Here is a 25,457-nt window from a genome sequence, read left to right as displayed (position 1 = left end):
TGGCGTGACCGCCTTGCCAATTCCCGACAGAATCCGAGCCTGCTTGACCGCACGTTGGATCGTCCGCGGAGAAAGATGCCGGCCGACACGCCCGTCTTCGGAAGGAAGCAGGTAGCCAACGCCTTGGGTGCGCCGCCACAACTGCCGCATCAGCGGCAACAAATCGTCGGCCAACATGACATAGCGATCCTTTTTGCCTTTGCCAAGTTGAACCCGAATTTGTTGGCGATCGAAATCGAAGTCCGACCACTGCAAACGGGAGACCTCCGAGACTCGCAAACCGGTTGCATACAGCACGGTGAGAAGCAACTTGTCACGCAACGTGCGAGCGGCCTCCATCATCCGCTGGACCTCTTTCTTGGACATCACGACAGGCAATCGCTTTGGCTTTCGCGGGGACACCAGTCCAACCGTGCAACGCAACAAACAGAATTTGTCCAGGCCGGTTCGCAGTGCCGACAAAGTGACGCTGACCTCCGACGCCGACGCGCCGCCATTGACCAGCAGTTCCAAGTACTCCCGAATATCTTCTTGGTCGATCAGGTCCAGCGGTCCTCGGTACCAGCGAAGGAAGCAGACCCAAGCGGAGCGATAGTTTTTGATGGTGTTGACGGAGTAAAATCGGATCCGCAACTCGCGGACCAGACATTTAACAACCAACGGCTTGGGCGGCTGAGTCGAGAGGTCGACGACGGCATGCTCCGCTTTGAATTCCGTCTCCACAGCGTGTCGCGGGGCGTCTCGGCCGCGAGCGTTTCGCCACGGTTGGCCGTTGGAGTAGAAACGCGGTGCATCCGGTGCGACAAGACGAGACATGAGCTGCTCCAGCAAATAAGGCGAAGACACGTTTCGCAAACGTTCAGCGAGCCAAGCGTGACAAACAATGCGAATCCGTTTCAATCCGGGTACTTTTCGGAACAACGAATGGCCGGACAGTCTCCAAAGGCCAGATCTGTTGCTGAATCGACAACAGAATGCTGACGACTAGAACGTGATCGAGAGACGGCTGAGACGTTCGATCCCATGCCCGCACTCCCGGCCCGAAGCGGGACGCCCCTCCCGGAGCAGAGGTCGTGCCGTTTTGAAGTGCTGCGTTAGTGACGTCTTGCGAACCTCGCACGTTGGCGGCGGGCGAGTAGATCTTGCTGTCGGTTGGCCACTCTTGGCCGACATCCGCCGCTTGGACGGGCAAGAGCGCCTTTTTGTACCCCACATCTTTTGAGAGCCGCTTGCGTTGGGAATACAAGCGGTTTGAGACCAAACATCCCTTGCCGAGGAATCATTAGTGTTTGATTAGCGGCGATTAGTGTTCCCTTGACCGCTCTGGTGGAACACTAATCCACTCTGATCGGACACTAATCTTTGGTGTTTCGAGATGTGGGGTATAAAAAGGCAAGAGCGCACATCCTACATGCGTTGAAACCGCGTTGGCGACTCGATCGACAAGCCGCAGCGGGAGGGGGAGTGCGAACCGTTTCCCATGCCAGCCCCTCACCCTCGCGTATGCCTGAACGGCGTCGCTCGCCCCAGTAGATCGCTCTCCCAAAACTTCGTTTCGGGAGAGGTGCGGTGCGCAAAAGCAGCAAAAATCCCCGCATCATCGGGCCGCCCGACCTCAGCCCACCGAAGTATGCCGCATGTGCGTTTTGCAAGCGACTCAACCGCTCGCGATTCTGCTGCGTTCGCCCGTCCATTTGGAGAGCTCAGCCCGAATGGGCAATCGCCGTGGCTGGTGCGGCGACGCGATCCAGCCGGCTTTGACATTCAGACGTCTGCGGCTAGAATATTGCGACGGACTTGGAAACGACGTCCGTTGCTTCGGTCCGGAGGTATTCGAACGGGCTCAGCAATTCGATCGTGTGCAACACACGGTTTTTGCTGACGCACCCGCGAATGACCTACCCGCTTTCGCCGACGCCGAATGATCGTTTCATTGCATTCGATGGCTGTCACCCCACCCCTTGGAGGTGAAACTGCGTTCGTTTGACCGGATCCAACGTTGGAATCGGGTTAACGAGACGGCGCCAGCGCAGAATGTCGTGAGATGGTCGGCCCCGATGCATGTCGCGTTGGCATGAATCGCACACCACTTTGTTTAGCGGGATAGATGGAATGTTGATGACTGTGAGTTCGATGGCGACCGGAATGTTTTTGGCGTTTGGCTTCCCCGGCCTGCCTGAAATGCTGATCGTGTTGGTGATCTGCTTGGTTCTGTTCGGTGGCGCCAAATTGCCATCGTTAATGCGAAACCTGGGACGCAGTGCCAACGAATTCAAACGGGGCATGGCCGAGTCAGGCGACGACGAAGACGAAGCAACGGATCGCACCGACGAGAAGGCCTGAGATGTTTGGTCTCAGCCCATTTGAACTGGCCGTGATCGGAGTGATCGCGGTGGTCCTCTTTGGTGGCAACCTGCCGGAAGTGGCGAGGAAATTTGGCTCGACGTACAGCCAATTCCGACGCAGCCTGCAGGATGTTCAGCAGCAGTTCCGGCAGGTTCAAGACGAAGCGAGCCGGGCGATGTCGATGGACACACCGCCCGCCAAATCCACGTCGTATGACGACGAAGAAGAGGAACCCGATGAACCTTCGGCGCCCAAGTTCACTCCCCCGGAGTGATGCGTTCTCGCACGAACATCAGTTCGCATTCGTTGCGTCGGGAGCCAACTGAATTCGAACCGGTTGCTGCAGGTACGCCAGCAAATCACCCACATCCTCGGGCGACAACGCATCGAGGATGTTTTCTGGCATCAGCGAAACCGGCGACGCTTGCAGAGTCTCGATGTCATCCTGGTTGACTCGCACCGCATTGCCCTCCGCCGTTCGGATGGTCACCGTGTCGGGTGTTTGATTCTCTAGCAAACCGCTCAGGACCTGACCGTCTGTCGTCAGCAATCGGTAGTTGGTGAACTCTTCTCGGATTGCCGCCGACGGATCGATGATGGCCAACGATAGAAAATCCAGGTTGGACCGTTCGTATCCCGTCAGATCCGGCCCCACTTTGCCACCTTCGCCAAACAATCGGTGACAGGTGCCGCAATGTTTGGTGAACAAGACCTTGCCATGACTGAGATCTGATTGCGTCGTCGACCGAACGAGAGCTTGCAACGCTTGGATCTGGTTTTGCTTTTCGGCGGGAGTGGCTCGCACAACTCCCCAGTGCCTCGCGACTCGTTCGCGCAGGGCGGGGTTCTCGAAGGCCTGCATTTGAACGACCACATCCGCGGGAACTCGCTCGGCGTTGATCTTGGCCGCGTCGATTTCATCCAACAACACCGACGCCCATGGTTCGCGACTTGAGAGAACCCGAATCGCCGTCTCTCTTAAGTTGCCGGCGTCATCCATCGAAGATTGATACGCCGATGCGATCCATGAACCAATCGCTTCACCGGGGAAACGCGAAAGAGCTTGCAGGGCGGCCAACTTGACCGCGTCAGATGGATCGCCCTGAAGTCGTCGCCGCAGGACCGCGAGAGCCTTTTCGTCTTGGATCTCACCGAGCGTTTCAATCAAGGCGACCTTGGTGCGGATCGGAGTCGCGGACTGCTCGATCAACTGCAACGCTTGCTTAATCGCTGCGGCATCGCCCTGACGCAAACGCAGCGGCAAATCCGATCCCGGACGTGACTCGCGGAAGACAGCGAGCTGTTCCCGCAAGGCTTCCGGCAACACCTCGACTTTCCGCCCCACAAAGGCTTCTTCAAACCCTTGAATCAGGATCGCCTTGGCATCGTCAGTGGGTGCCATGGCCAACAACCTCGCACCGACCCGATAGCTTTCCGGGGAACCTTCCGCCGCGAAACGCCGCATCAATCGATTCAAGATCGTCTCACGGACCAACCGGCTCTTCCATAGTCGCTCGTCTTGAAACAATGCTGCAACGGCGTCTGCGTGTTCTTCACAGTGAGCTTCCACGCCCCACCAAATCAAAAGCGGCAGATGCAAGTCATCTTGGTCCGCATCCCGCAGCATCATCTCACGAAGGATCGGCAACGCGGGCTCGGCATCCAAACGTGCCGCGGTGGAAGCCAACTGCGACCGGACGTGCACGTCGTCCTCGTGCTTCGCCAGTTCGATCAAAGCGTTGTGTTGATCGCCCGTCACGGACCGTTCGTCGCCAAGCAATCGAATGGCCCAGCGGCGAAGGTTGGAGTCGGGCTCGGAGGACAGCATGCAATGGGTCAACGCCTCGTCGCTGAGAACACTTCCGCGTTGCAGTGCCCACAGAGCCAGCAACCGCCGCTCGTCCATCTCATCATTCAAGATTCCAGCCAGCGAGTCCTGCAGAGCCTGGGATTCCTCGATCCGAGCTACGATGGTCTCCAACGTCAGGAACCGAATCGTGCGACTGGGATGTGCCAGCAAATTCAGCAACTGATCGTCCGTCATCGCGAACAAATCAAATCGAGTTCGCGATGGAAGCAACTTGTTCCATTTCGAAGACGACGAAAGCTCCTTGGCGGTCAACCGATAGATTCGGCCGCTGGTTTTGTGCCAGTTGTCTCGCGGGTCAACGTGCGTCAAACGCGTGTCGTACCAATCCGCGAAATAGACCGCTCCGTCGGGCCCAACCGCGATCGCAACGGGCCGAAACCAGCGGTCGTCTGTCTCGACGGTGGTTTCGAAATCACTTGTTCGAAACGTCGACGTGTCCTCGGTCAATTCACTGCTGATCACACATCGCTGCAACGGGTTGATGGCGATCGATTGACCACGATATCGCGGCGGCAGCACGTTGTCTTGGTAAACCACCAACGCTTGCGTGAACCGCCGGCGATCACCTTCGAATCGCATATGTTGAAAGAAACCATAAGCATGCGGGTTGGTCAGCGGACCATGCTTGCCCCACGACTTTGTGCCATAACTGCCTTGTGGATAGAACATGCCACGCGTGCTGCCGTGATTGGTTCCTGAAAACGTGAGGCCGCTCTCTTCGATTTCCAATCCAAAGGTGTTGCCACCTCCTTCGGCAAAGATTTCAAACCGATGCGATTCCGGGTGGTACCGCCAAATACATTGCCCCTGGAACGAGGTCGCTCGGTCCGGTTGGTCCGACAAGGGAGCACGAATAGAGGCGGTCGTGGTGCTGCCGTTGGCACCGTACAGCCATCCGTCGGGACCAAGTCTCAAACTGTTGGCGACCGCGTGGGTGTCTTCCAAACCAAAGCCCGTCAGATGAACGGTCGGGTCGCCATCGACCAGTGCGTCTTGATCGGCATCGGGATAGTGCAGCAAGTACGGCGGGTTCATCACCCAAATCCCCGACGTGCTGACCGCGACACTGGTGGCGATGCTCAGGCCTTGGATGACATCTCGATGCGAGTCATACGCCCCATCGCCGTTGGTGTCTTCCCACACCGTCACACTGTCCGCCCCAGCGACATGGTTCGGCGGAGCAACCGGCATTTTGTCGAACACGGCTCGCAAGTGCTGATCGTAGCGAACCACCTTCAGTCCCGCGGGGAACGGGTACTGGCGATACTGCACCACCCACATTCGGCCTTTGAAATCAAAGCTGATGTGGATCGGCTGAGTCACGTCTGGTTCTCCCGCGACCAATTCCATCTGCAAGTCATCGGGAACCTTCAAACGAGCAATCGTTTCGGCGGGCGTCGCGGGTTCGGAACCATCTCCAAGGTCGCCTCGGCCTTCAAACTCCCGCATCACACGGGCAACTTCCTCATTGCCCGCCGGAGAATCCTGGGACACTGCGATGTTCCCCCAACCCCATCCGGTCGCACACCAAAGAGCAACAACAAACAACCACGGGTTTCGCATTGAGTTCACAATCATACGTCGGCTCATCAGCATGGATCGACTCATCGGGGTATCAAAGTGTCAAAGATACCCCAGGCGATGCCTGGGGCTGTCTTAGAGCTGCCGCGTTCGGGCATAGGACAGAACAAAAAACCAACGACGCATTTTCCGTTTCAACACCAAACGTTTAGCAGTCCACGCGAACGCCCAAACGGCTCATGGGATAGCTCACAATCATTCCTACCGACCTGGTTCGCCCAACTTCTATTTCACTGGCGTGATCACGACCGTGTGAGTGACTGGGACGATTGCATCTTGAATCGCCTGGACCAACTTGGCTCGCTTGGCTTCGGTGCTTTTGACCGCGGCCTCCAGATCCTTTTTGCCTTCTTCGCCATGGAAGATTTTCTTGATCTGGATCGTTTCAAACGCCTGTTTGGCGGCCACCGCTTGGTCGATCGCTTGAAACGCTTGGCTGAACGGATTGACTTCGAAGTGTTCTGCCAAGTTCACTCCTTCGGCCAATTCATCCTTCGTGAACTCTTGGCTGTGTTCTCCCCAACGGACACTTGCCTTGTCGGTTTCCAAACCGCTGACGGTCAGCAAAAACTGATTCAGATCTTCATTGAACGGAACCAACGTCATCCCTGAACGGATGCTGTTTTCATCGTCAGCCTTTCCGGTCGCACAGAACGGATAACGATCGCTTTGAAAAGTCACTTGGTACGACGAATCATCGGATTTGATTTCAACAAGCGAATGATGATCGCCGCCCTCAGCGGACGTCGCTGCCAAGTCCACCTTCAAATTCGCGATGGGCTCACGGATCCCCATCGATTTAAGAAAGCCATGAGCCATGATGACTTGGCCAGCCCAGGGCGGATGAATCCCGTCGTTGCCGGTCACCTGATAGGGTTTGTCATCGGTGCCATACTTTTTGGCCGCGGTGATTTGAGCGACATACATTGGCCAGAACAAATCCGCGAACGCGACGTTTTCTTCTTTTGCGATTTCGATCCCCAAGTCACGCAGGGTGCACAGGTTCAGGTTGTGTTCGTCCAACGTGCACGCAGGAGCCTTCACCCAGGTCGCGATTTTCCCGGCACAACCAGGCGATCCCAAAACGACTTTGGCGCCGGCTTCTTTCAACCGCCGAACGATGTGTTGGTAATTGTCCTTGTACCAATGTCCGTTGTTGACGTCGTAGGCGCGATACCGAGCGTCGTTCATCCCGTAGCAGAGCGTCGCGATGGTGGGCTCGAAACGCAAGCAATCGGAATCCATTCGGCGGAGGAATCCTGCCGCGGTTTCGCCGCTCCATCCAAGTTGTCGTGTTTCAATTTCCAGGTGCGGCATGCACGCGGTCAAGTAAGTCTCGATCATCCGCGAATACATTTTTTGCTCGGTGATCGAATCTCCGATGATCACCAAACGGTCGCCCTTGGTCAGCAACAGCGGTCCGATTTCAGGAGCCTTGGCCGGGAAGAACTTGCCGAACTCTGGATCGTCCGGTTTGGGTTCGTACTGGTACGGGCCGGACTCGGGGAACTTGGGCAGCGAGCTGTCTTCGGCTGATGTTGTTGTGGCGAAGACAGAAAACGCGACAAGCAAACCAATGCTTCGCAAGATTGTTGTGGGCATGGTGGGGCTCTTGATGACGATATTGAGATTGAAATGGGGGAGGCGAGGTGGCGTCATCGATGGCCAAAGGCCTTTTTCAACGTAGCCTGGGACGACGTCCCAGGAACCGGGGAAAACATTGACTCCTTTGGCCAACGGCCAAATTCAATGCGTTTGGTTTTGGGTTGAATATGGCCGTTGGCCAAATCGATCGGAGCCGGTTGGCTCAACCATGGGCGGCGCTCATGGCTATGATAACAATGGCCTTTGGCCAAAAAGTTTGTGTCGTGGACAATCAACGGAATGGATCGCCCTCTCTTGTCTCATGGACTCAAATCGGACGGTTGATTAGGGGCGATGCTCATGGGTGGGTTGCTGGGGTCGATCTTCTTGTGTTCCCAGTACCAACCATCGGCCTTCTTTTCTAGAACGCGATGCTGGCTGTTCTTTGCCAGAGGTGCAGGATCCGAACGCACAAACTGTCTCAGTCGTTGAGCAGCATCCGCATGCTCGGCGTGCCCAATCAAGTTCTCGAATTCGTTTGGATCGTTGATGACGTCATAGAGTTCTTCGCTGCCATCGGCGTAGCGAATCAAACGATACCGTTCGCCCTTGATGCCTTGGTTGCCGGGGTTGTGATCGGTGATCGCTGGCGTTTGGCGAATTTGACTGGGTGATTGAATCTGCGCGACCAAACTCAGGCCTTCGACATCCTTCGGGGCGGGCAATCCGGTCAATTCCGCAAGCGTGGGATAGATATCCAACAATTCCGCTGGCGACTGCGTTTGTCCATGAGCGATCCCGGGTCCCGCGAAGATCAACGGCACGTGGGTCGACCGTTCCCACAGCGTGTTTTTTCCCGTGACATTCTTTTCGCCCAAGTGCCATCCATGGTCGCTCCACAAACAGATAATTGTGTTGTCGCGGTGAGGCGATTCTTCGAGTGCGGCAAGCACGCGGCCGACTTGGCTGTCGACAAAACTGATGCAGGCCAAATAGGAATGCACCAAGTTCTTCTGTTGGTCGTGAGCTTCCAACCAACTCATGCGAGGCTCGGGCAATTCCCAGTGCAGGTACCAACTGAAGGGGGAGCAATCGAGCCGGTCGTCGCTTCGATAAGGTGGCAACTGCAACGTTTCATCGTCGTAAAGTTCCCACCACTTCGGCGTGACGTGACAGGGAACGTGTGGCAGGAAGAAACCACAGCTCATGAAGAACGGCTCGTCGTCGGGCATCGCGCTGAGCTTTTCTGTCACCCAGTCAGCCACGATGTAGTCGCCTTTGTCCTCATCGCGGTGATCGAACACGCCCCAGTCCATCAGCGGATGATCGCCGACCGGTGTCATCGGAATCAGCTTCTCGGGCGGCTTCACACCGGCGACTCCGGGCGGACCAATCTCATCGAATTCGGTTTTATCACGGCCGTAGCGACCGTGATAAACCTTGCCCGCGGAGTACGTTCGGTACCCATGAGCTTTGAAGTGTTGAGGCAACGCGACTCGATCTTTCCATTCTGGCAAATTACGAAACCAGGGGGCCAAGCCGTAGATGCCCGTCGTCGAAGGACGCAGCGAGAGCATCAAACTGGTTCGCGAAGAATTGCACAGCGGCGATTGGCAATGAGCGTTGGTGAACGTCATGCCACGTTCGGCCAACGCCTGCATCGCCGGCGTCTGGACTTGAGGATGCCCGCCCAGCGGTTCCACCCAGTCGTTCAAGTCGTCGATGCAAATCATCAAGACATTGGGACGACCGGATGACTCCTGAGCAAAGGACACAGAGGCAAACAGCGTCGACGCAAGGACGACGCTCCAAACAAAAAGCTTGTTCATTTGGCTGGGGTGGGGCAGGGTGGGATGTGGGTGGGGAGAAGCGGAACATGCTCCAGTGCATCATTCAGCCATCGACTTTGCGTACGCCGGACTTCCAAGTCCGTCAAAAAGTCATTGGCACCGACGGACTCGGAAGTCCGTCGTACGCTCCCCTACCGTTATAGCTGCACCGTCTTGCCCGTGCGTGCACTTTCGTAAATCGCGTTGATCAACGCCACACTTCGCCGGCCTTCGGTGCCATTGATTTGCGGGCTGTGTCCTTCGGTGATCGCATCAAGAAAATCGTTGAAGACGGCGGTGTGACCGTGGTGACCGATCGCGGACGGGTCGCTGGCACCGCCGCCCGTTTCGGTCATCCCAGCCATGCGTTTTCGGATGGCTTCGTCTTCTTCGGTTTCGTTGGCGAATTCCCACTGGGTCAGGTCTTCTTCTTCCAGGATCGCGCTGCCTTCGCTGCCGCCGATCTCGATTCGCTTCAGCGCCCCGGGATAGGTCGTCGTGGTGGCTTCGATGACGCCCAACGCACCGTTTTTGAACTTCAACGTTGCGACGACGATGTCTTCCACTTCGATGCGTTCGTGAGTCATCGTCGATGCCATCGCGGACACTTCGCTGACGTCGCCCATCAACCACAGCAACAAATCGACGGAGTGTATGGCCTGGTTCATCAACGCACCGCCGCCGTCGAGTTTCCAAGTTCCTCGCCACGCGCCGCTGTCGTAATACTCTTGGCTGCGATACCACTTCACGTAGGCGTCGCCCATTGTGATCTTGCCGAACCGGCCTTCCTCAATCGCCTTTTTCATCAGCCGCGAAGATTCGTGGAAACGGCTTTGAAAGGTAACGCCCAGTTGCACACCGGCTTTTTCGCAGGCGTCGATGATTTGGTCGCAACGTTCCTGAGTGACCTCCAGCGGTTTTTCGATCATCACGTGCTTGCCAGCTTCGGCGGCCTGGATCGCTGGTTCGGCGTGAGCCCCGCTGGGCGTGCAGACGGAAACGGCACCGATTTCGGGATCGGCCAGCATTTCCTCCAGTGTTTTGAAAACGCGGCCGCCGTGCTTGGCCACGAATTCTTCGGCTCGCTCGGTGTTGCGGTTGTAACACCCCACCAAGTGCCCATTCGTGGAATCCGCGATGGCTTTGGCATGAAAATTGGAGATCATTCCGGCGCCGACGATGCCAATACCGATGCTCATGTTGTTTGTCTTTATGTGCGAGGAAACAGGGTGGGGATCGCTGAGGTAGGCGAAAAACTACGATCAAGATACGTTTTCATGGCAGCTTTCGTCACCGGAGGCTGTTTTGCACCCCGATTTCATCCAGGTTCCATCGCCGTGCCCACCGCTTCGAAAAACGCTGCCCCGATGAAGCTGCGCTCCCTTCGCGATGTCCCGGCCATCCTGGATGAAAGAGTAGGGCTGGGCGAGGTCTTGGGGCGGACGCCAAAACGGAAGCCGAAGAAGTCGAACGATCCGGTTCCGCTGGCGTTTTCGGGCGTTTGGGGCGGGATCCGAGGTTTGCTGGCCGCCACGCTGACCCGCCATCACCCACACGTGCTGGTCCTGCTCCCGCAAGCCGTCGACGCCGACATTGTCGCGGGTGATGTCTCGTCATTCGGGATTGAAGACGTCGTCGCGTTGCCGCTGTCCGCCGGCGACGGAACCGGCAGCTCCATCCGCGACGCCGATTATGCAGCGCGATTGCAAGTGCTGCAGCGACTTCGCGCCCGCGACCAACATTCGCCAAAACCGCTGGTCGTGACCTCCTACATCGGAGCCGCCATCCAACGAGTGCCATCGGTTTCCAGTCTCGAAAAAGCGACTCGCGAATTGTCGGTCGGCGACATCGTCGATCCCGAAGACATCCGCCGTTGGTTGGCCGAAGCCGGATTCGCGGCCGTGACTGCGGTCCAGGTACCAGGTGAATTCGCCAGCCGCGGCGGATTGCTCGACGTCTATTCGCCTGATCAACCGCAGCCGATTCGAATCGAGTGGTTCGACGACGAAATCGAATCCATCCGCCGATTCGACGCCGCCACGCAGCGAAGCAGCGAAACGCTCAGCAAAGTCGAACTTGCCGCGATCGGAACCCAGCCCGTCAAAAGCCCTTTCGCGGAAGAAGAGAACAACGACGAACCGCTGGACCTCGTCGTCGATGACACCGTCGGCGCCGAAGCCACGATCGTCGACTACTTGCCTGAAGACACCGTGGTGTTGGTGATCGATCCATCGGACTGTCATCAATCGTCGAATGCTTTGCTCGCGCGAGTTGCCAAGACCGAACGCTTCGTTTCAATGAAGGAACTGCTTTCGGAATTGAAGAGCCACAAAGTCGTCACGGGCACGTCGCTGGCCGAAGGAGCCCCGACGGACGTCGTCGACTTGCACACCGCCAGCGCGGATAGCTTTGCAACGTCGCTGGATGAAACCAAATCGAAAGTCGACTCGGTTGCGGCGGGACACGAAGTCATCGTGGTCGGGGACACTCCCGCCGATGGACAACGACTGACCGAGTTGCTTGAGGACACCGACGCGGCCAAACAAGGTCGCTTGCACATGACGGTCGCTGACCTCAGTGGCGGTTTCCGTTTGACCGACGCAGAGATTCTGGTGCTCACCGGCGCCGAACTGTTCCACCGCAGCCCAGTGCGTCGCGCGAAGACACGGACTCGCGGCAAACCGATCGATTCGTTCACGCAGCTCACACCCGGCGACTTGGTGATCCACCTGTCGCACGGCATTGGGTTGTACCGAGGCCTGAACTCGATCGAAAAGAACGGCCAACACCAAGAACACTTGACCATTGAGTTCGACGGCGGGACCAAGATCCACGTCCCGGCCTCGCGAATTCAATTGGTCCAGCGATACGTCGGCGGAACGAAGAACCGCCCCAAGCTCGCGAAAATCGGCGGCATCAGTTGGACCAACCAACGCAAGGCAGCCGAAGCGGCGGTCACCGACATGGCCGACGAGTTGCTGGAACTGCAAGCTAAACGGGCAACTCGGCTCGGCATCCCGATGTCACCGGACAACGAGTGGCAACGTCAGTTCGATGCGAGTTTCCCTTACCTGGAAACTCCCGATCAGTTGTCAGCGATCGAAGCACTGAAAGCCGACATGGAGGCCCCGCGGCCGATGGACCGGCTGATTTGTGGCGATGTCGGATTCGGCAAAACCGAAGTCGCCATGCGGGCTGCGTTCAAAGCGGTCTCGTCCGGTTACCAGGTCGCGGTGTTGGTCCCGACAACCGTCTTGGCCGAACAACACTATCAATCCTTCCGCGAACGGATGGCGGAGTTCCCGGTCGAAATTCGCAAGCTCAGCCGTTTCTGCACACCGGCCGAACAACGCGAAACGGTCAAGGAAATCCGACGAGGCAAAGCAGACATCGTCATCGGAACGCACCGTGTCGCCAGCAAAGACGTTGACTTCAACAACCTCGGCTTGGTCGTCATCGATGAAGAGCAAAGGTTCGGCGTCGCAGTCAAAGAACGCCTGAAGACTCGGCACAGCAACGTCGATGTCCTGACGCTTTCGGCGACGCCCATCCCGCGAACGCTGCACATGGCGTTGGTCGGCGTCCGCGACATCAGCAACCTGGAAACGCCACCCGCCGAACGAATGGCAGTTGAGACCAAGGTGACTCGTTGGGACGACAAGATGCTGCGTTCCGCCATCGTGCGAGAACTCAACCGCGGCGGTCAAATGTACTTTGTCCACAACCGCATCGGTGACATGGATGACTTGGCCGCTCGAATCAAAGCCATCGTTCCCGAGCTTCGAATCGGCATTGGCCACGGTCAGATGGTCGAAGGAGCCCTCGAACAAGTCATGGTCGACTTCATCGATCACAAATTCGACATGTTGTTGGCCACGACGATCATCGAAAGCGGACTGGACATCCCCAACGCCAATACCATGTTCATCGATGACGGCAATCGCTACGGCTTGAGCGATCTGCACCAATTGCGTGGCCGCGTAGGTCGGTACAAACATCAAGCCTACTGCTACCTGCTCGTGTCGCCGAACAAACGACTCACACCAGAAGCCAGCAAACGCCTGCGAGCGATCGAAGAGTATTCCCAGATGGGCGCCGGTTTCGCAATCTCGATGCGAGACCTCGAAATTCGCGGGGCGGGCAATTTGCTCGGCAGTCAACAATCCGGCCACATCGCCGCGGTGGGTTACGAAATGTATTGCCAACTGCTGGAAGACGCGGTCCGGCAAGCCCAAAAATTGCCGCCCAAGTTGTCAGCTGACGTGGACATCGACTTGCCGATCGAAGCTTACCTGCCGGAAGACTACGTGCCCAACCTACGGCACAAGATCGATCTGTATCGCCGGATGACTCGGATCGAAAAAGCGGAGGATGTGAGGGCCCTTCGCGAAGAGCTCGAAGACCGCTTTGGTTCGCCACCGCCGCCTGCACTTCGCATGCTGGAACTTTGCGAACTTCGGCTGGACGCAGCCTCATGGGGTTTGGTTTCGCTGACCAGCAACGATCGCTTCATCGTGATCCAGTACTCCAATCGTTCGCGGATGAATCAACTGGCGAAGAATTCCTCCATTCCCATTCGTGTCGTCGACCATCAAAAGGCATATATTCCGATCAAGGACTACGACATGTCTGATCCGGCAGGCAAAGCGTGGCTGCAACTTGCCCGCGCTGCATTATGGATTGGTTAACCACTCTCTCCTGATAATCGGACCCTGACATGCATCTTCGAGTCTCTCGGCTATTGCTGGCGGTTTTTTGTTTTAGTCTTGCCCCTGCCGGGACGCCCGTTCACTCCGCCGAACCGAATCGCTTGGAGTCGAGCAGCTGGAACCAGTGGCGCGGTCCCAATCGAGACGGCACGCTCGCTCAATCGACCACCTGGCCTGATCGTCTCTCAGGAAACATTGAGAAAGCTTGGTCGGTTGCTCTCGGCCCGAGTTACAGCGGCCCAGTAATGGTGGACGGGTTGGTGTTCACGACCGAAACGGTGAACAAACAATTCGAGCGAGTGACCGCCTACGACATCGCGACCGGCGACTTGCGTTGGGAACACCAATGGGAGGGCTCCATGTCCGTGCCATTTTTCGCGGCAGCCAACGGCGACTGGATTCGAGCCACTCCGGCGTGCGTCCCGGGGTATTTGGTTGTGCTGGGCATGCGAGATGTCCTGGTTTGCCTGGACACCGAGACCGGCGAAGAACGCTGGAAGATTGATTTCCCAGCAGAGACCGGTTCGGCTTTGCAACCATTCGGTGCGGCCTGTTCGCCGCTCATTCACGACGGAGCGGTCTACGTTCAAGTGGGCGCGGGACTAACAAAGCTGTCCTTGGAATCCGGCGAAGTCCTCTGGACGGTTCTTTCGGGCGGCGAGGACATGATGTCCCGCGGCGCGTTCAGCAGTCCCTCGATCGCGACGCTCGCGGGTCAAGAACAATTGCTGGTTCAGACTCGCGAAGAACTTTGCGGCGTATCACTCGAGTCCGGCGATGTCCTCTGGCGAGAAACCATCGAAGCCTTTCGCGGCATGAACATTCTGACACCGCTCGCCATTGGCGACTCCGTGTTCACAGCAGCCCACAGCGGAAAGAGCCAACTGTTTGACATTCAACGTGGCGACTCGACTAAAAACTGGACGGTCAACGAGCGTTGGAATCAGAAGACGCAAGGCTACATGTCTTCACCTGTCGTGGTGGACGACCACGTTTACTTGCACCTCAAGAACGAACGATTCACTTGCCTGTCGGTCGCGGACGGTTCCATTCAGTGGACCTCGCCGCCCGTTGGCAAATACTGGTCGATGGTCCGCAACGAAAATCGTATTCTTTCGCTGAGCGCTGATGGCAAACTTCGATTGATTGATGCGAATCCCAGTGAGTTCAACATACTGGATACCCAAGAGGTCGCCGAAGACAGCTGGGCTCACCTGGCGGTCTCTAGCGAAGCAGACCAGCCGTTGATCTTGATTCGGGCTTTGAATTCATTGACCGCCTACCGATGGAAGAATCCTTGACAACAAAACCGACTTCACCGTCGCCAGACGCATCCCCCAGGTTTGTAATGGGTGTCGATGTCGGCGGTGCCAACTTGAAGTCGGTTTTGATCAACCAGCAAACGGAGGAAACGACCGCCCGGGAATCGTTTTTTCCGATGTGGAAACGCCCGGAATCGCTCGCTGAACAACTGCGATCGGACTGGGCATCGTTGCTAGCGGATTCGCAAACCGATGCGGATTCGATCGATGGCATCGCGGTCACGATGACGGGCGAGCTGGCCGATTGCTTCACCGACCGCCAACACGGCGTGACGCACATTGCTGAACACGTTCAGTCAGCGGCGAAACAGTTCAGTCGCCGTGCCGCGCTCGCGTTCTACTCCGCTGCCGGAAAATTCATTGGCGTCGATGCAGTCCCTTCGCAGGTCGACGCGTTGGCGGCTTCCAACTGGCACGCGTTGGCTTCTTGGGCGGCGAACCATGTGTCCACCAATGGGATTTTGATCGATGTGGGTTCCACCACAACCGATATCATTCCGCTTCAGAACGGACGCGTTTCAACCGATGCCAAAACCGACCACCAAAGGCTTCGTGATGGATCTCTGGTCTACATCGGATGTCGAAGAACGCCGGTGTGTTCGCTCGTAGACAGCCTTCGCATCGATGGCATTGACGTTCCGATCATGAACGAATTTTTCGCGACGATCGATGACGCGAGACTAATCCTGCGACAGCAACCTGAGTCCTCCGAAGACCTGGACTCCGCCGACGGAAGACCTCGTGACAGACAATCGGCTTATCGGCGACTGGCGAAGATGGTTGGCTTGGATGCAAATGAACTTTCCAGCGAGCAAGCTGATTCATTGTCTCAGCAAATCATCGCTTCCGCTCAAATTCAGATCGACCAAAGCCTGCAACGCTGGATCGAACGGATCAGCGGACAGGCGGACGAAAACATCACGCTGTTGCTCAGCGGACACGGACAGGATCTGATCACTCGAACCAACCGATGCAACACAATTGACTTGCGTGATCGCTTGACGCCCGAAGTTTCGCGGTCGGCCCCCGCGTTTGCGGTCGCTCGTTTGTGGTTGGACACCCACCGAGAGGTCCGATGAAACGACGTGTGATCAAACTGGGTGGCAGCCTGCTGACTCGACCTCATCTGCTGGATGACTTTTGTCATTGGCACAGCAACCAACCGCCCGCCGATGACTGCTTAATCATTGGTGGCGGGCAAATGATCGATGCGGTGCGTGAATGGGATCGATTGCGACCGGGCGATCCGCGAGCGGTTCACTGGCTGTGCGTCACGATGCTGGAACACTCGATGCGTCATCTCGCGGAAGCGTTTCAAGCTGACGCTCGACTTTCTCCGGTGGAGATCCTTGATTCGGAAGCCGCCTGGCTGCGTTACTCGGCGCCGCTAAGTGATTCGAAAACGCCAGCGTCCGCGCCAATCAAATTTTTGCGGCCCGACGTGGTTTACCACTCAGCATCGAATGCACCTCTGCCCGAAAATTGGTCCACCACAACGGACTCCATCGCCATGTGGGTTGGGTTGTTATGCGATGCGGATGAAGTGGTGTTGTTGAAGTCCTGCACCGTTTCCCCGGAGGACGATTTGCGAGCTTGGGTCGCGAACGGGGTCGTGGATCCGGCTTGCGAGGTCTTGGCTTCGCTCGAAAAAAAACTGCGAGTAGAACAACTACCCGTTCAGCCGACTTCGTGAACGAACACCGATCGTTTCGTCTGGCTACTGTTCTTCACTTCCGCGATTGGCACTCCCTTGCTGCACCAGACGCAAACGTTGAGACAGTTGCATGTAGTTCGATGCCGTTCGCGGATCGATCGTTTGATACAGACGAGCCAGCGAAGCGTAGGGCAGGGGATAGGTCGGTTGAATGCGAATGGATTCCATGAACGCTTGCTCGGCTTCACCGAACCGACGCAATTTCCCACATGCCAGCCCCAAGTTGTAATGATCCGCTGGGTTCCGGCGTAGTTTCACCAACCGCTGATAGAGTTGATACGCTTCGAGATGCCGATCTTCCGCTGCCGCCAAGTTTGCCAAACTCTCCAGTGCGACCTGGACTTCTGGAGTGGGCTGTTTCTCTTTCGACAGAACCCATTCCATCAACGTTTGGCTTTCTGTTGCCAAACGCGTCGCATCCAACTCTGCACGTTCCTGTTCTGGGAACAACAGGATTCGATCCAGCAAACTCGCCAGTCGTGTTTTGGCTTCGATCAGCGACACGTTCACAACATTCGGGTCCAATTCAGATTCTTCGGCAGTCTGAATGGCCGACCGCAATCGATCAGCCGCTAACTCAAAGACGACCACGTTGTTGAAACGGGGGTCCGATCCCATCCAAAGCCACTGCGCAATCGCGGTGGATTCGTTCAGTTCTCGTTGCCAACTACCAGCTGGGGATCGATCGAGCAACGCGACTGCCGTCGGCAATTCAGTCACTTGCTCACCGTCGACCTGTTCGCCTGATGCATCTGTTTCGGTCCGCTGCCTTGGAACGGCAATCCGGTGATCGGTGATCGACACGTGAGGCACCTCGGTCTCAGATCGAGGCATGTGGCATTGGTGACACGAGTTCTCGTTCGTGTCCAAACGCACGGTCAACTCTTCGCCACAATCCATGTTGTCATGACAAGACAAACAGTGCTCTCGGTGAATGGATTCGCGATTCGAGCGATCGACTCGTTGATGCGGATCGTGGCACGTGACACATGTGAGACTCTCGGAGCCCAAATAACACTCGCTGGCGTGCATCTGGCCAAAGTGCCCCACGAACGTGGTCGTTCCCGCTTCCTTTTCCGGCGGCCCAACGTTGTAAACCAGTCGTGTCCCTGCCAGATCCTGGCCAGGATGAAACGACCATGAATCGGCTCCGCGAACAAACATCTGGACGTCGCCTTGCAAGTGACATTGCGCACAAAGCGATTCGAGGGCGTCCCGTTCAAGTTTCTCAGGATGAACAATTTCCCAATCATGCGTCTCATCGAGATCAATCGTGTTTGCTGCCAATTGATTTGCAAGATCAACATGTTGCTGTCCACCGCCATGACAACGCTCGCATCCGATCGCCAACTCATGCAGAACAGAAACGTTTCGATTGCCATCCACGCGTGACAACGAACCCGCGTGACAGAACAAACAATCGTCGGTGACCTGACGAGAAAAACCGAAATGATTCGGCGAGTCGTACCCGGGTGACATGTCGTACTCGCCTCGTTCGGTGTAGTGCGACAAGGGAGCCTGCAACAGAGCCTCACCGTCGCGGACCAAGTACGACTTCGCAAACGTGCCGCTGCCCATCACCAGATCGACCGGATAGTCGCTCAGCGGCATCACATAGTCGGTCTGCGGCAAATCCTGCCACGATTGATGGCGGATCTGTTCTCCTTCCCGGACGACCTTCATCCGCTGGGAACTGGGCTGGTGGAAGAACGACTTCAACTCAGGTTCGTCCTTCGCGTCCACTAACCGCAACGAATCCGCGTGAGTGGTCTCGAAAAATGATTCGGCACGATTGGGATGACAGGCGACACAGGCTTGCGACCCGACCGCGTCTTGCAACATCGCCGTGCCACGATCATCGCTCGGCGTCATCGCCGCCGGGGTCTCTTCGGCGGGTGCCGTTTCCGATTTTGCGGGTTCTGCTTCCGTCGAAGCTACCGGGCCGGAATCTCGCTTCGTCGGATTCGAATCGTTGGTCGCTCGATCCGCAGAAGCCTCGATATCCGCTGGAGGCGTTTTCGCCGTGCATCCGGCCCATACAAGGCTGAGCATCAGCCCGCAAAACAGTGTTCCTCGGTTAACGGGCGTGGATTGCAAGACAGTCCTTGTACAAATGGTTTGCGTTGAAATTCAGAGACAGAATTCTGCCGACGGAGGCACACATCTGGATACCCCGTCTCTTTCGTGATGAATCACTGATTGTGATTGTAGGACATCGGACTGGCGGAGGATTGTTTCGCGATCTGACGCCAAGATACGAAAACCGGTCAATTCACCGCGTCCGGTGACTTTTTTCAGTCATTGACGGTTTTTTAATCGGAATCGACAATGCTTCCACGAGCCCTCTTCCCCACACGCTTCGAATTGACCTGCCATGAGCTTCATTCAGTCACAAGACCCCGCCATTTGGGATGCAATCCAAGCCGAAACGACTCGTCAGCAAGACGGTTTGGAATTGATCGCCAGCGAGAATTACACCAGCCCAGCGATCATGGAAGCAACCGGCAGCGTCTTGACCAACAAATACGCCGAGGGCTATCCCGGACGCCGCTACTACGGCGGTTGCGAGCACGTCGACGTGGTGGAATCCATCGCAATTGACCGGGCCAAGGAGCTGTTTGGTGCGGAAGCCGCCAACGTCCAGCCTCACAGCGGCTCGCAAGCCAACGCGGCGGTTTACCTGAGTTGCCTCGAAGTCGGCGACACCGTGCTGGGATTGGATTTGGCCCAAGGCGGTCACCTGACCCACGGCATGAAGCTGAACATGAGCGGCCGACTTTACAACTTCGTCAACTACGGTGTCGATGAAGTCAACCATCGCTTGGACTTCGACCAAATCGTCAAATTGGCTCGCGAGCACAAACCGAAACTGATCGTCGCCGGTGCGAGTGCCTACCCACGCGAAATTCCTCACGATCGATTCAAAGAAATCGCGGATGAGGTCGGTGCGAAGCTGATGGTCGACATGGCCCACTACGCCGGATTGGTCGCCGCGAAAATTCACAACAGTCCTGTGCCCTACGCGGACTACGTCACCACGACGACCCACAAGACCCTTCGTGGGCCTCGCAGTGGTTTGATCATGTGCAAAGACGAGCACTTGAAATTGGTCAACCGCAACGTGTTCCCCGGCACTCAGGGTGGCCCGTTGATGCACGTGGTCGCTGCCAAAGCAATTTGCTTTGCCGAAGCGATGACCGAAGAATACGCTGCCTACGGTCAAGCCGTGGTGGACAACGCGAAAACGCTGGCCGACACCTTGATGAGCTGCGGATTGCGATTGGTCAGTGGCGGAACCGACAACCACCTCATGCTGGTCGACGTCACCGCAGTGGACTTGGGCGGCAAAAAAGCCGAAGCGGTCCTCGATGCTTGCGGCATCACCGTCAACATGAATATGATCCCGTTTGACCAGCGAAAACCGATGGATCCATCCGGTATCCGAATCGGAACGCCGGCACTGACCACCCGCGGAATGGGCGGCGACGAGATGAAACGAATCGGGCAATGGATCTACAACGCGTTGTCCGATTCCGACAACACATCGTTGCACGAATCCATCCGTACCGAAATTCGCGAAATGGTGCAGGCGTTCCCCGTCCCCGCCGCCGCTGAATCTCCCGCCACCGTTGCCTGATCAGGTTCCGCTGGTTTGGTTCCCTTCGAAAACTTCCTGTCCCCCTTCCTTGAAAGCCGCCTCGGATGCATCGGATCCTGATTGCTGACGATAACACTGCCAACCGCGAACTGCTGGAGGCCTACTTGGTCAACATCGATTGCGAATTGGAAACCGCGGTGGACGGGGAAGACACGCTGGCCAAGGTCGCATCGTTCCAACCGGATCTGATCCTGTTGGATGTGATGATGCCGAAGCTGAGCGGATTCGAAGTTTGCGAAAAACTGAAAGCCGATTCAGCAACCAGCAACATCATGATTCTGATGGTCACTGCTCTCAGCGAGCTGGGTGACATCGAGCGTGGTGTTCAAGCTGGAACAGATGATTTCTTGAGCAAACCCGTCAACCGAATTGAGTTGACCAAACGGGTCGAGAACATGCTGAAGCTCAAAGGCACGACCGATGAGCTTTCGCGTCTGCGGCTCTACATCCAAGAGATGGAAGAACGCTGATCAAATTGAGGAGCCGCCACTCAAGTGGGCTCCAGCGGATACAATCGGACAAGAAGTGTGCGTGTCACGCCGATTCCACCGCATCAGCCATCCGCTTTTCTCCTCAACCGAATCACATCCGATTCACCCGAGGGAAGTTGCCGAGATCTTGGAATTCGCGTGATCGTGACTCGATCTCCGATCCATCGTCCCCTAGGCCGACATGTTTGACAGTTCGCTTGATGCGTTGTGCTTGTTGCCACCTCGATTCGGTTCTGGACGGCGAGGTGTCCCACCGACGCCTCCTTCGTTTCAGGTTCAGCGGGCAGGCGGTTCGACGGTCGAACTTCCCACGCGATTGTTCCTGGACGAAGCCCCCTGGCACCGTTGGTCTCCCAAGGTTGCGCAGGCTCTTGCGGAACAACTGCAGCAGCACGGGATCCTGACGTCGTACTTGCACAGTGAACTCGGTGCCCGGGATGACTCCGATGAGGACCAAGAACAAACTGAACCGGAGGCCGCGCATCCACTGCAGATGCTCCCCTACCGGAGTGAGCGATACGGTTTGAGTGCGGACGACTTTGACACTGCCACCGTGATCGACGTTCGTTTATCACCACTTCGAGATGCGTCGGGACGTTTCGCCTACAGCGCCGAGCAGATCCGACGCTGGGAAGCTACACCGAAGGAACAACCATTGTCGGGTGGTGGCTGGGTATCCGCGTTCACGCTTCCGCCGGACATTGTGGATTTGGATAGCCTCCCAAACAAAATCCATCAGCTAAGGCGACTCGCACCTCAAGCGGCGGTTTTGGTGAGCGTTACCCCAGAATGGCTTTGGGAAAATCGCGAAACGCTCGCAGCGACTCCGGCGGACGCATTGCTAATCCGGTCCGGTCAAATTTCCGTCTCAGGGCTCCAGTTCGCCGAACTGCTGAACCAGTTGATTCGCCAACCGGACGTTCCGCCTCTCTGGCTTTCTCCGCCCCGCTGGGACCAGCAACGTGTGGCGACCGTTGATGACTGCATCAAACTCGTGTCGCTGGGTGTATCCGCAATCGCGATTGATGGTTGGATGGAAGAAGTCTTCGCCGAAATCGACCAAGTTCCAGAACCGTCAATCTATTCCGGCAGCCCCGCCAACCAACTGAACCAGTCCATCTCTCCTATCTTGGAAGAGTATCTGCTCCCATTGGTTGAACGATTCACGGCATTGATGACCACAATCACTCGTTCACCAAGCCTGGGTTCATTCAACCGAGAAATCGCGGCTCGCCTCGATGTCCATTACCTCGGGAAATGAGCTACCGATAAACGGCCGCCATCAAACGAAAACAGCCTTCTCACAAGAATGAGAAGGCTGTTTGGATTTCGATTGATGATGAAGATCAGTCTTCGTTCGAAGGCGATTTGGCTTCGTTGCCCATCAACATCATCAGCATTGGAGCGCCTTGTTTTGCACCACCATAGGTGTAACCCGCTTCCAACGCACGTTCGACTCGTTCTTTGCACTCGGTCAAGTGTGCCAAGCTGTAGGCATCCATCTTGTTGCCACATTTCTCGATGGTCGAACCCATGCGACTGGACAAGGTTCGCAATTGCATGCGAGCCAAGTTGCTGATCGGATGGTACGCCGCAGTGTCTTGACCTTCTTCCAGGACCAAATCCACCAAACGCTGAATGTGTTCGCGTTGCAGATTTCGACGCAGCGAAGTGATCATCGGCTTGCGATCGTTTCGATCATCAGGACAAGGTTGATCCAATTCTTCCCAAACTGCATCGCTGACAGTGTTCAGCACCTCGGGAAGCGTCAAAGCATCTGTTTCGGCGGGAAGACGAAGTTCATTGTCATAGACCCGGCGCAAAGTCGTTGGGTTCATAATCAACGTCAGCGTGCTGGCTTGCATTCCCAACACTCGGTCGTGAATCGGCCAAGTTGCTTCGTTTGACATTCCGCCACGACCGTTGTCAAGCCATTTGTCGATGCCAAGTCGTTCCAAGATTTCCGTGGTCAAACCATAGGACTCATCACGGAAACTGGTATCAATCACGAACTGCAACGCGGCACGTTGATCGGCAGCAGGCACGACTTCGACGGGAACCCGATTTCCTGGATCGCCCTTCTTGTCCCGGTTAACAAATGCACCGCCAATCCAATTGGACATCATGCTGACCGCCTTGGTTTGAATCGCCAAAGTCAGCTCGTATCCACGTCGAGCTTTCGCCCAACTGTCACCGTCTTTGACAAACTTCTCAAGCAAACGATCGCGATAAAGCTGAGCCAAACGCATTTGCTCTTCGGCATAGGTCAGAGGATCTTTGCCAAAGTCATAGCGACGAGCGTATGGGTCTGGGCCGCTCGTGTCTTCGTCCGTGCAGAATTGCAATTCAGGCTCGGAGCATCGCTTGAGGATCTCCTTCAACTTCGAGTCTTCGAATGTGTAACCATATTCGATCGCCCAGAAATCATAGGGACCGATGTCGATCATGGCATAGTCGCCTTGGGTCTCACCAGCTTCATAGCGGTAATTGATGGGGCAGTAATCCATCACCGATGCGGTGAACGTTTTCTTGCCCTTCAGTTCTTCGCTGTTGATCTCGTCGATCGTGTACAAAGCCGAAGCCTTGAAGTTGTGACGCAACCCGAGTGTGTGGCCGACTTCGTGTGCGACCAAGTCTGCCAACAAGGGACCGACGAACCATTCTGGAATTCCGTCCAGCAGTTCATCCTTTTCTTTTTCCTCTTCCTTCTTGGCGACTTCTTTCTCGTCATCGTCAGACTTCTCGTCGTCCTCGGCTTCTTCATCCTTCTCTTCTTCTTCGCCTTCTTCGGATTCCGAGTCGCCGTCTTTCTTCTCTTCTTTGTCAGCCTTTTCGGCTTCAGCCTTCTCTTTCGCGTCTTCTTCTTTCTTCTTTTCGGCTTCCTCGTCGGCCATCAGGGCCAAGCCCCAATTCATGCGAGCGAATGCCAAATCCATGCTGCGTCCAGAGGCCGCCATGCACAGACCATTCTTCTGACTGACTTGTCCCATCAGCCCGTCGTATTCGTCATCACCCAGCAACGCCGGGTCAGCCTGTGCCATCGCGAAACCAGCCATCGGCTGCTGTGCTTCCATGGCATACTTTGCTCGCAGAGCGTTGGCTGATTCCTTGGCTCCCATGCGGACACGCGGATCCCAATTGGGGTGACTTCCCAGCCATGCCAATGTTTCGGCACTCACGCCTTCCATTGCCAATTGGGGCATCAAGTCGTTGTAGTTGAAATTGAAGTGACGAATCCAACCATCGGTCAGGATGATATCGGCATCCAAAATCTGTCCGGTTTCGGGGTGCACTCGACTTGGGCCGATCGCAGTTCCAACGTCGTTGTTCAACCACCGGATGAAGTTGTATCGAACATCTTCCGGATCCTTTTCCATATGGATCTTGCTGACCGCGTCTTGATACTCGATCACGATTGCGTCAACGATTCCGACTTTCTCGAACGCCTTGTTCCAGTAGTCGACGCCCTGCTTGATCCAGCGACGGTAGCGAACGGGAGCAGTGTGCTCCACATAGAAGCGGATTGGCTCTTTGGGTGGGCTCAACTTCAGCTTTGGATCACGCTTTTCGAGCTTCCACCGATTGATGTAGCGAACTTTCGTTTCATCGTCTTGGTATTGGCTCAAATCCGAGAAGGAGGTCACAAAGAACCCCACTCGCTCATCGGCTTCCCGCGGTTTGAATCCACTCGAACTGCTTGGCACTTCGCTGAATGAATAGTGAAGTGTTTGCAAGCGGCCGCCACGGCCAACAACTTCAAACGCCAGTTCGACGTTTTCGGGAAATACCTTGGCTGCTTCGACCGTGAACAATCGGCTGTTGGCCAATCGAACCGACGAACCAAAGAAGGTGGTCGCGTTGCCGATCAACAAGCTGTCCATGTCGACGACAGGACCGCCGCTGGGGCCCATCGCCAAAATTGGCACGTCGAGCAGGACACGGTCGGTGAACAATCGTTTGACCGATGCTTTTGATTCCGCATCGCCAGTGGCCCGGATATCCAAGTTTGGGGCGATCAACGCGAGGCGATTGTTGTAGCGACGCCACTGAACGACCCAGTCACCGGATTGCAATCCGGCGTAGCGATCACCGCTACTAAGGGTCAAAGCAACGAAGAACTTTTTGCCCGCGAAATTCTTGGGCAACTCGGCGATCACCGAGGCTTCTTTTTCATGTTGCCAGACGTTGAACAAGCCTTTCTTGGCTTGCTGATCGGAAACTGGAAGCTGCTTGTAGCCTTCAGAGATTTTTGAGAATGGTGGCAAGTCGGCGGCGGAACTGGTCAACGCACTTCCAACAGTTGTCACCGCTATGGCGGCAATCGTGGCCACGACACGGCAGATTCGATTCATA

Annotated in this window: 17 protein-coding genes; 10 read left to right on the top strand and 7 right to left on the bottom strand. The window is 56.3% G+C overall.

The window, feature by feature from the left end; all coding sequences use genetic code 11:
* Positions 1 to 816: tyrosine-type recombinase/integrase (locus RE6C_RS30740; RefSeq protein ID WP_201766884.1), on the bottom strand; the 816-nt coding region annotated here is incomplete at its 3' end.
* Positions 817 to 1,637: 821 nt separating this feature from the next.
* Between RE6C_RS30740 and RE6C_RS20655 the strand changes: the two genes are divergently transcribed.
* From RE6C_RS20655 to RE6C_RS20645, 3 genes are all read left to right on the top strand, one after another.
* On the top strand, positions 1,638 to 1,925 hold the full coding sequence (locus tag RE6C_RS20655) for a hypothetical protein (protein ID WP_008659696.1): 288 nt from the start codon (positions 1,638 to 1,640) through the stop codon (positions 1,923 to 1,925).
* Between the two features lie 193 nt (positions 1,926 to 2,118).
* Entirely contained in the window at positions 2,119 to 2,343 is a 225-nt protein-coding gene (gene tatA / locus RE6C_RS20650) for a twin-arginine translocase TatA/TatE family subunit (RefSeq protein ID WP_236618386.1), read from the top strand.
* Between the two features lies 1 nt (position 2,344).
* Positions 2,345 to 2,620 (top strand): Sec-independent protein translocase subunit TatA/TatB, encoded by a 276-nt coding sequence (locus tag RE6C_RS20645; RefSeq protein WP_008659693.1) that lies wholly within the window; start codon positions 2,345 to 2,347, stop codon positions 2,618 to 2,620.
* Between the two features lie 18 nt (positions 2,621 to 2,638).
* Here the strand turns inward: RE6C_RS20645 and RE6C_RS20640 are convergent, their stop codons facing one another.
* The 4 genes from RE6C_RS20640 to RE6C_RS20620 all read right to left on the bottom strand — a co-directional run bounded on the left by RE6C_RS20640 (position 2,639) and on the right by RE6C_RS20620 (position 10,409).
* Positions 2,639 to 5,710, bottom strand: a complete 3,072-nt coding sequence (locus tag RE6C_RS20640) for a PVC-type heme-binding CxxCH protein (protein WP_236618385.1) — start codon at positions 5,708 to 5,710, stop codon at positions 2,639 to 2,641.
* Between the two features lie 312 nt (positions 5,711 to 6,022).
* On the bottom strand, positions 6,023 to 7,399 hold the full coding sequence (locus RE6C_RS20635; protein ID WP_008659691.1) for an SGNH/GDSL hydrolase family protein: 1,377 nt from the start codon (positions 7,397 to 7,399) through the stop codon (positions 6,023 to 6,025).
* 302 nt (positions 7,400 to 7,701) lie between these two features.
* Positions 7,702 to 9,210, bottom strand: a complete 1,509-nt coding sequence (locus RE6C_RS20625) for a sulfatase (RefSeq protein WP_008659688.1) — start codon at positions 9,208 to 9,210, stop codon at positions 7,702 to 7,704.
* Between the two features lie 158 nt (positions 9,211 to 9,368).
* Positions 9,369 to 10,409 carry a Gfo/Idh/MocA family protein gene (locus RE6C_RS20620; protein WP_008659687.1) on the bottom strand — a complete coding sequence of 347 codons (1,041 nt, stop codon included), beginning with the start codon at positions 10,407 to 10,409 and terminating at the stop codon, positions 9,369 to 9,371.
* 78 nt (positions 10,410 to 10,487) lie between these two features.
* Between RE6C_RS20620 and mfd the strand changes: the two genes are divergently transcribed.
* Genes mfd through RE6C_RS20600 form a run of 4 tightly spaced genes read left to right on the top strand, consistent with a single transcriptional unit; the run spans position 10,488 to position 16,934 of the window.
* On the top strand, positions 10,488 to 13,898 hold the full coding sequence (gene mfd / locus RE6C_RS20615; RefSeq protein WP_008659686.1) for a transcription-repair coupling factor: 3,411 nt from the start codon (positions 10,488 to 10,490) through the stop codon (positions 13,896 to 13,898).
* Positions 13,899 to 13,927: 29 nt separating this feature from the next.
* Positions 13,928 to 15,220, top strand: a complete 1,293-nt coding sequence (locus tag RE6C_RS20610; protein WP_008659685.1) for a PQQ-binding-like beta-propeller repeat protein — start codon at positions 13,928 to 13,930, stop codon at positions 15,218 to 15,220.
* Positions 15,205 to 16,320: a hydantoinase/oxoprolinase family protein gene (locus RE6C_RS20605; RefSeq protein WP_039962779.1), complete on the top strand. Its 1,116-nt coding sequence runs from the start codon at positions 15,205 to 15,207 to the stop codon at positions 16,318 to 16,320. The genes RE6C_RS20610 and RE6C_RS20605 overlap by 16 nt, the downstream gene beginning before the upstream one ends.
* The gene (locus RE6C_RS20600) at positions 16,317 to 16,934 is read left to right on the top strand and encodes an amino acid kinase family protein (protein ID WP_008659682.1); all 618 of its coding nucleotides are present in this window, start codon (positions 16,317 to 16,319) and stop codon (positions 16,932 to 16,934) included. Before RE6C_RS20605 ends, RE6C_RS20600 begins: the two co-directional genes overlap by 4 nt.
* Positions 16,935 to 16,958: 24 nt before the next feature.
* On the opposite strand, the gene RE6C_RS20595 is transcribed toward RE6C_RS20600, so the two are convergent.
* Entirely contained in the window at positions 16,959 to 19,052 is a 2,094-nt protein-coding gene (locus RE6C_RS20595; protein WP_236618382.1) for a tetratricopeptide repeat protein, read from the bottom strand.
* A gap of 277 nt (positions 19,053 to 19,329) precedes the next feature.
* On the opposite strand from RE6C_RS20595, the gene RE6C_RS20590 reads away from it, so the two are divergent.
* From RE6C_RS20590 to RE6C_RS20580, 3 genes are all read left to right on the top strand, one after another.
* The gene (locus RE6C_RS20590; RefSeq protein WP_008659680.1) at positions 19,330 to 20,592 is read left to right on the top strand and encodes a serine hydroxymethyltransferase; all 1,263 of its coding nucleotides are present in this window, start codon (positions 19,330 to 19,332) and stop codon (positions 20,590 to 20,592) included.
* A 65-nt stretch (positions 20,593 to 20,657) separates the two neighbouring features.
* On the top strand, positions 20,658 to 21,083 hold the full coding sequence (locus RE6C_RS20585; RefSeq protein ID WP_008659679.1) for a response regulator: 426 nt from the start codon (positions 20,658 to 20,660) through the stop codon (positions 21,081 to 21,083).
* 202 nt (positions 21,084 to 21,285) lie between these two features.
* Positions 21,286 to 22,365, top strand: coding sequence for a hypothetical protein (locus RE6C_RS20580; RefSeq protein WP_008659676.1), 1,080 nt, complete (start codon positions 21,286 to 21,288; stop codon positions 22,363 to 22,365).
* Between the two features lie 85 nt (positions 22,366 to 22,450).
* Here RE6C_RS20580 and RE6C_RS20575 read toward each other — a convergent pair whose 3' ends face one another.
* Positions 22,451 to 25,456, bottom strand: coding sequence for a zinc-dependent metalloprotease (locus RE6C_RS20575; RefSeq protein WP_008659675.1), 3,006 nt, complete (start codon positions 25,454 to 25,456; stop codon positions 22,451 to 22,453).
* Position 25,457 lies beyond the last annotated feature (1 nt).

The organism is Rhodopirellula europaea 6C (assembly GCF_000338295.1).
GTDB classification, from domain to species: domain Bacteria; phylum Planctomycetota; class Planctomycetia; order Pirellulales; family Pirellulaceae; genus Rhodopirellula; species Rhodopirellula europaea.
Note: the sequence above shows the minus strand (reverse complement) of the source record. Positions and strands in the feature narration are given on the sequence as shown.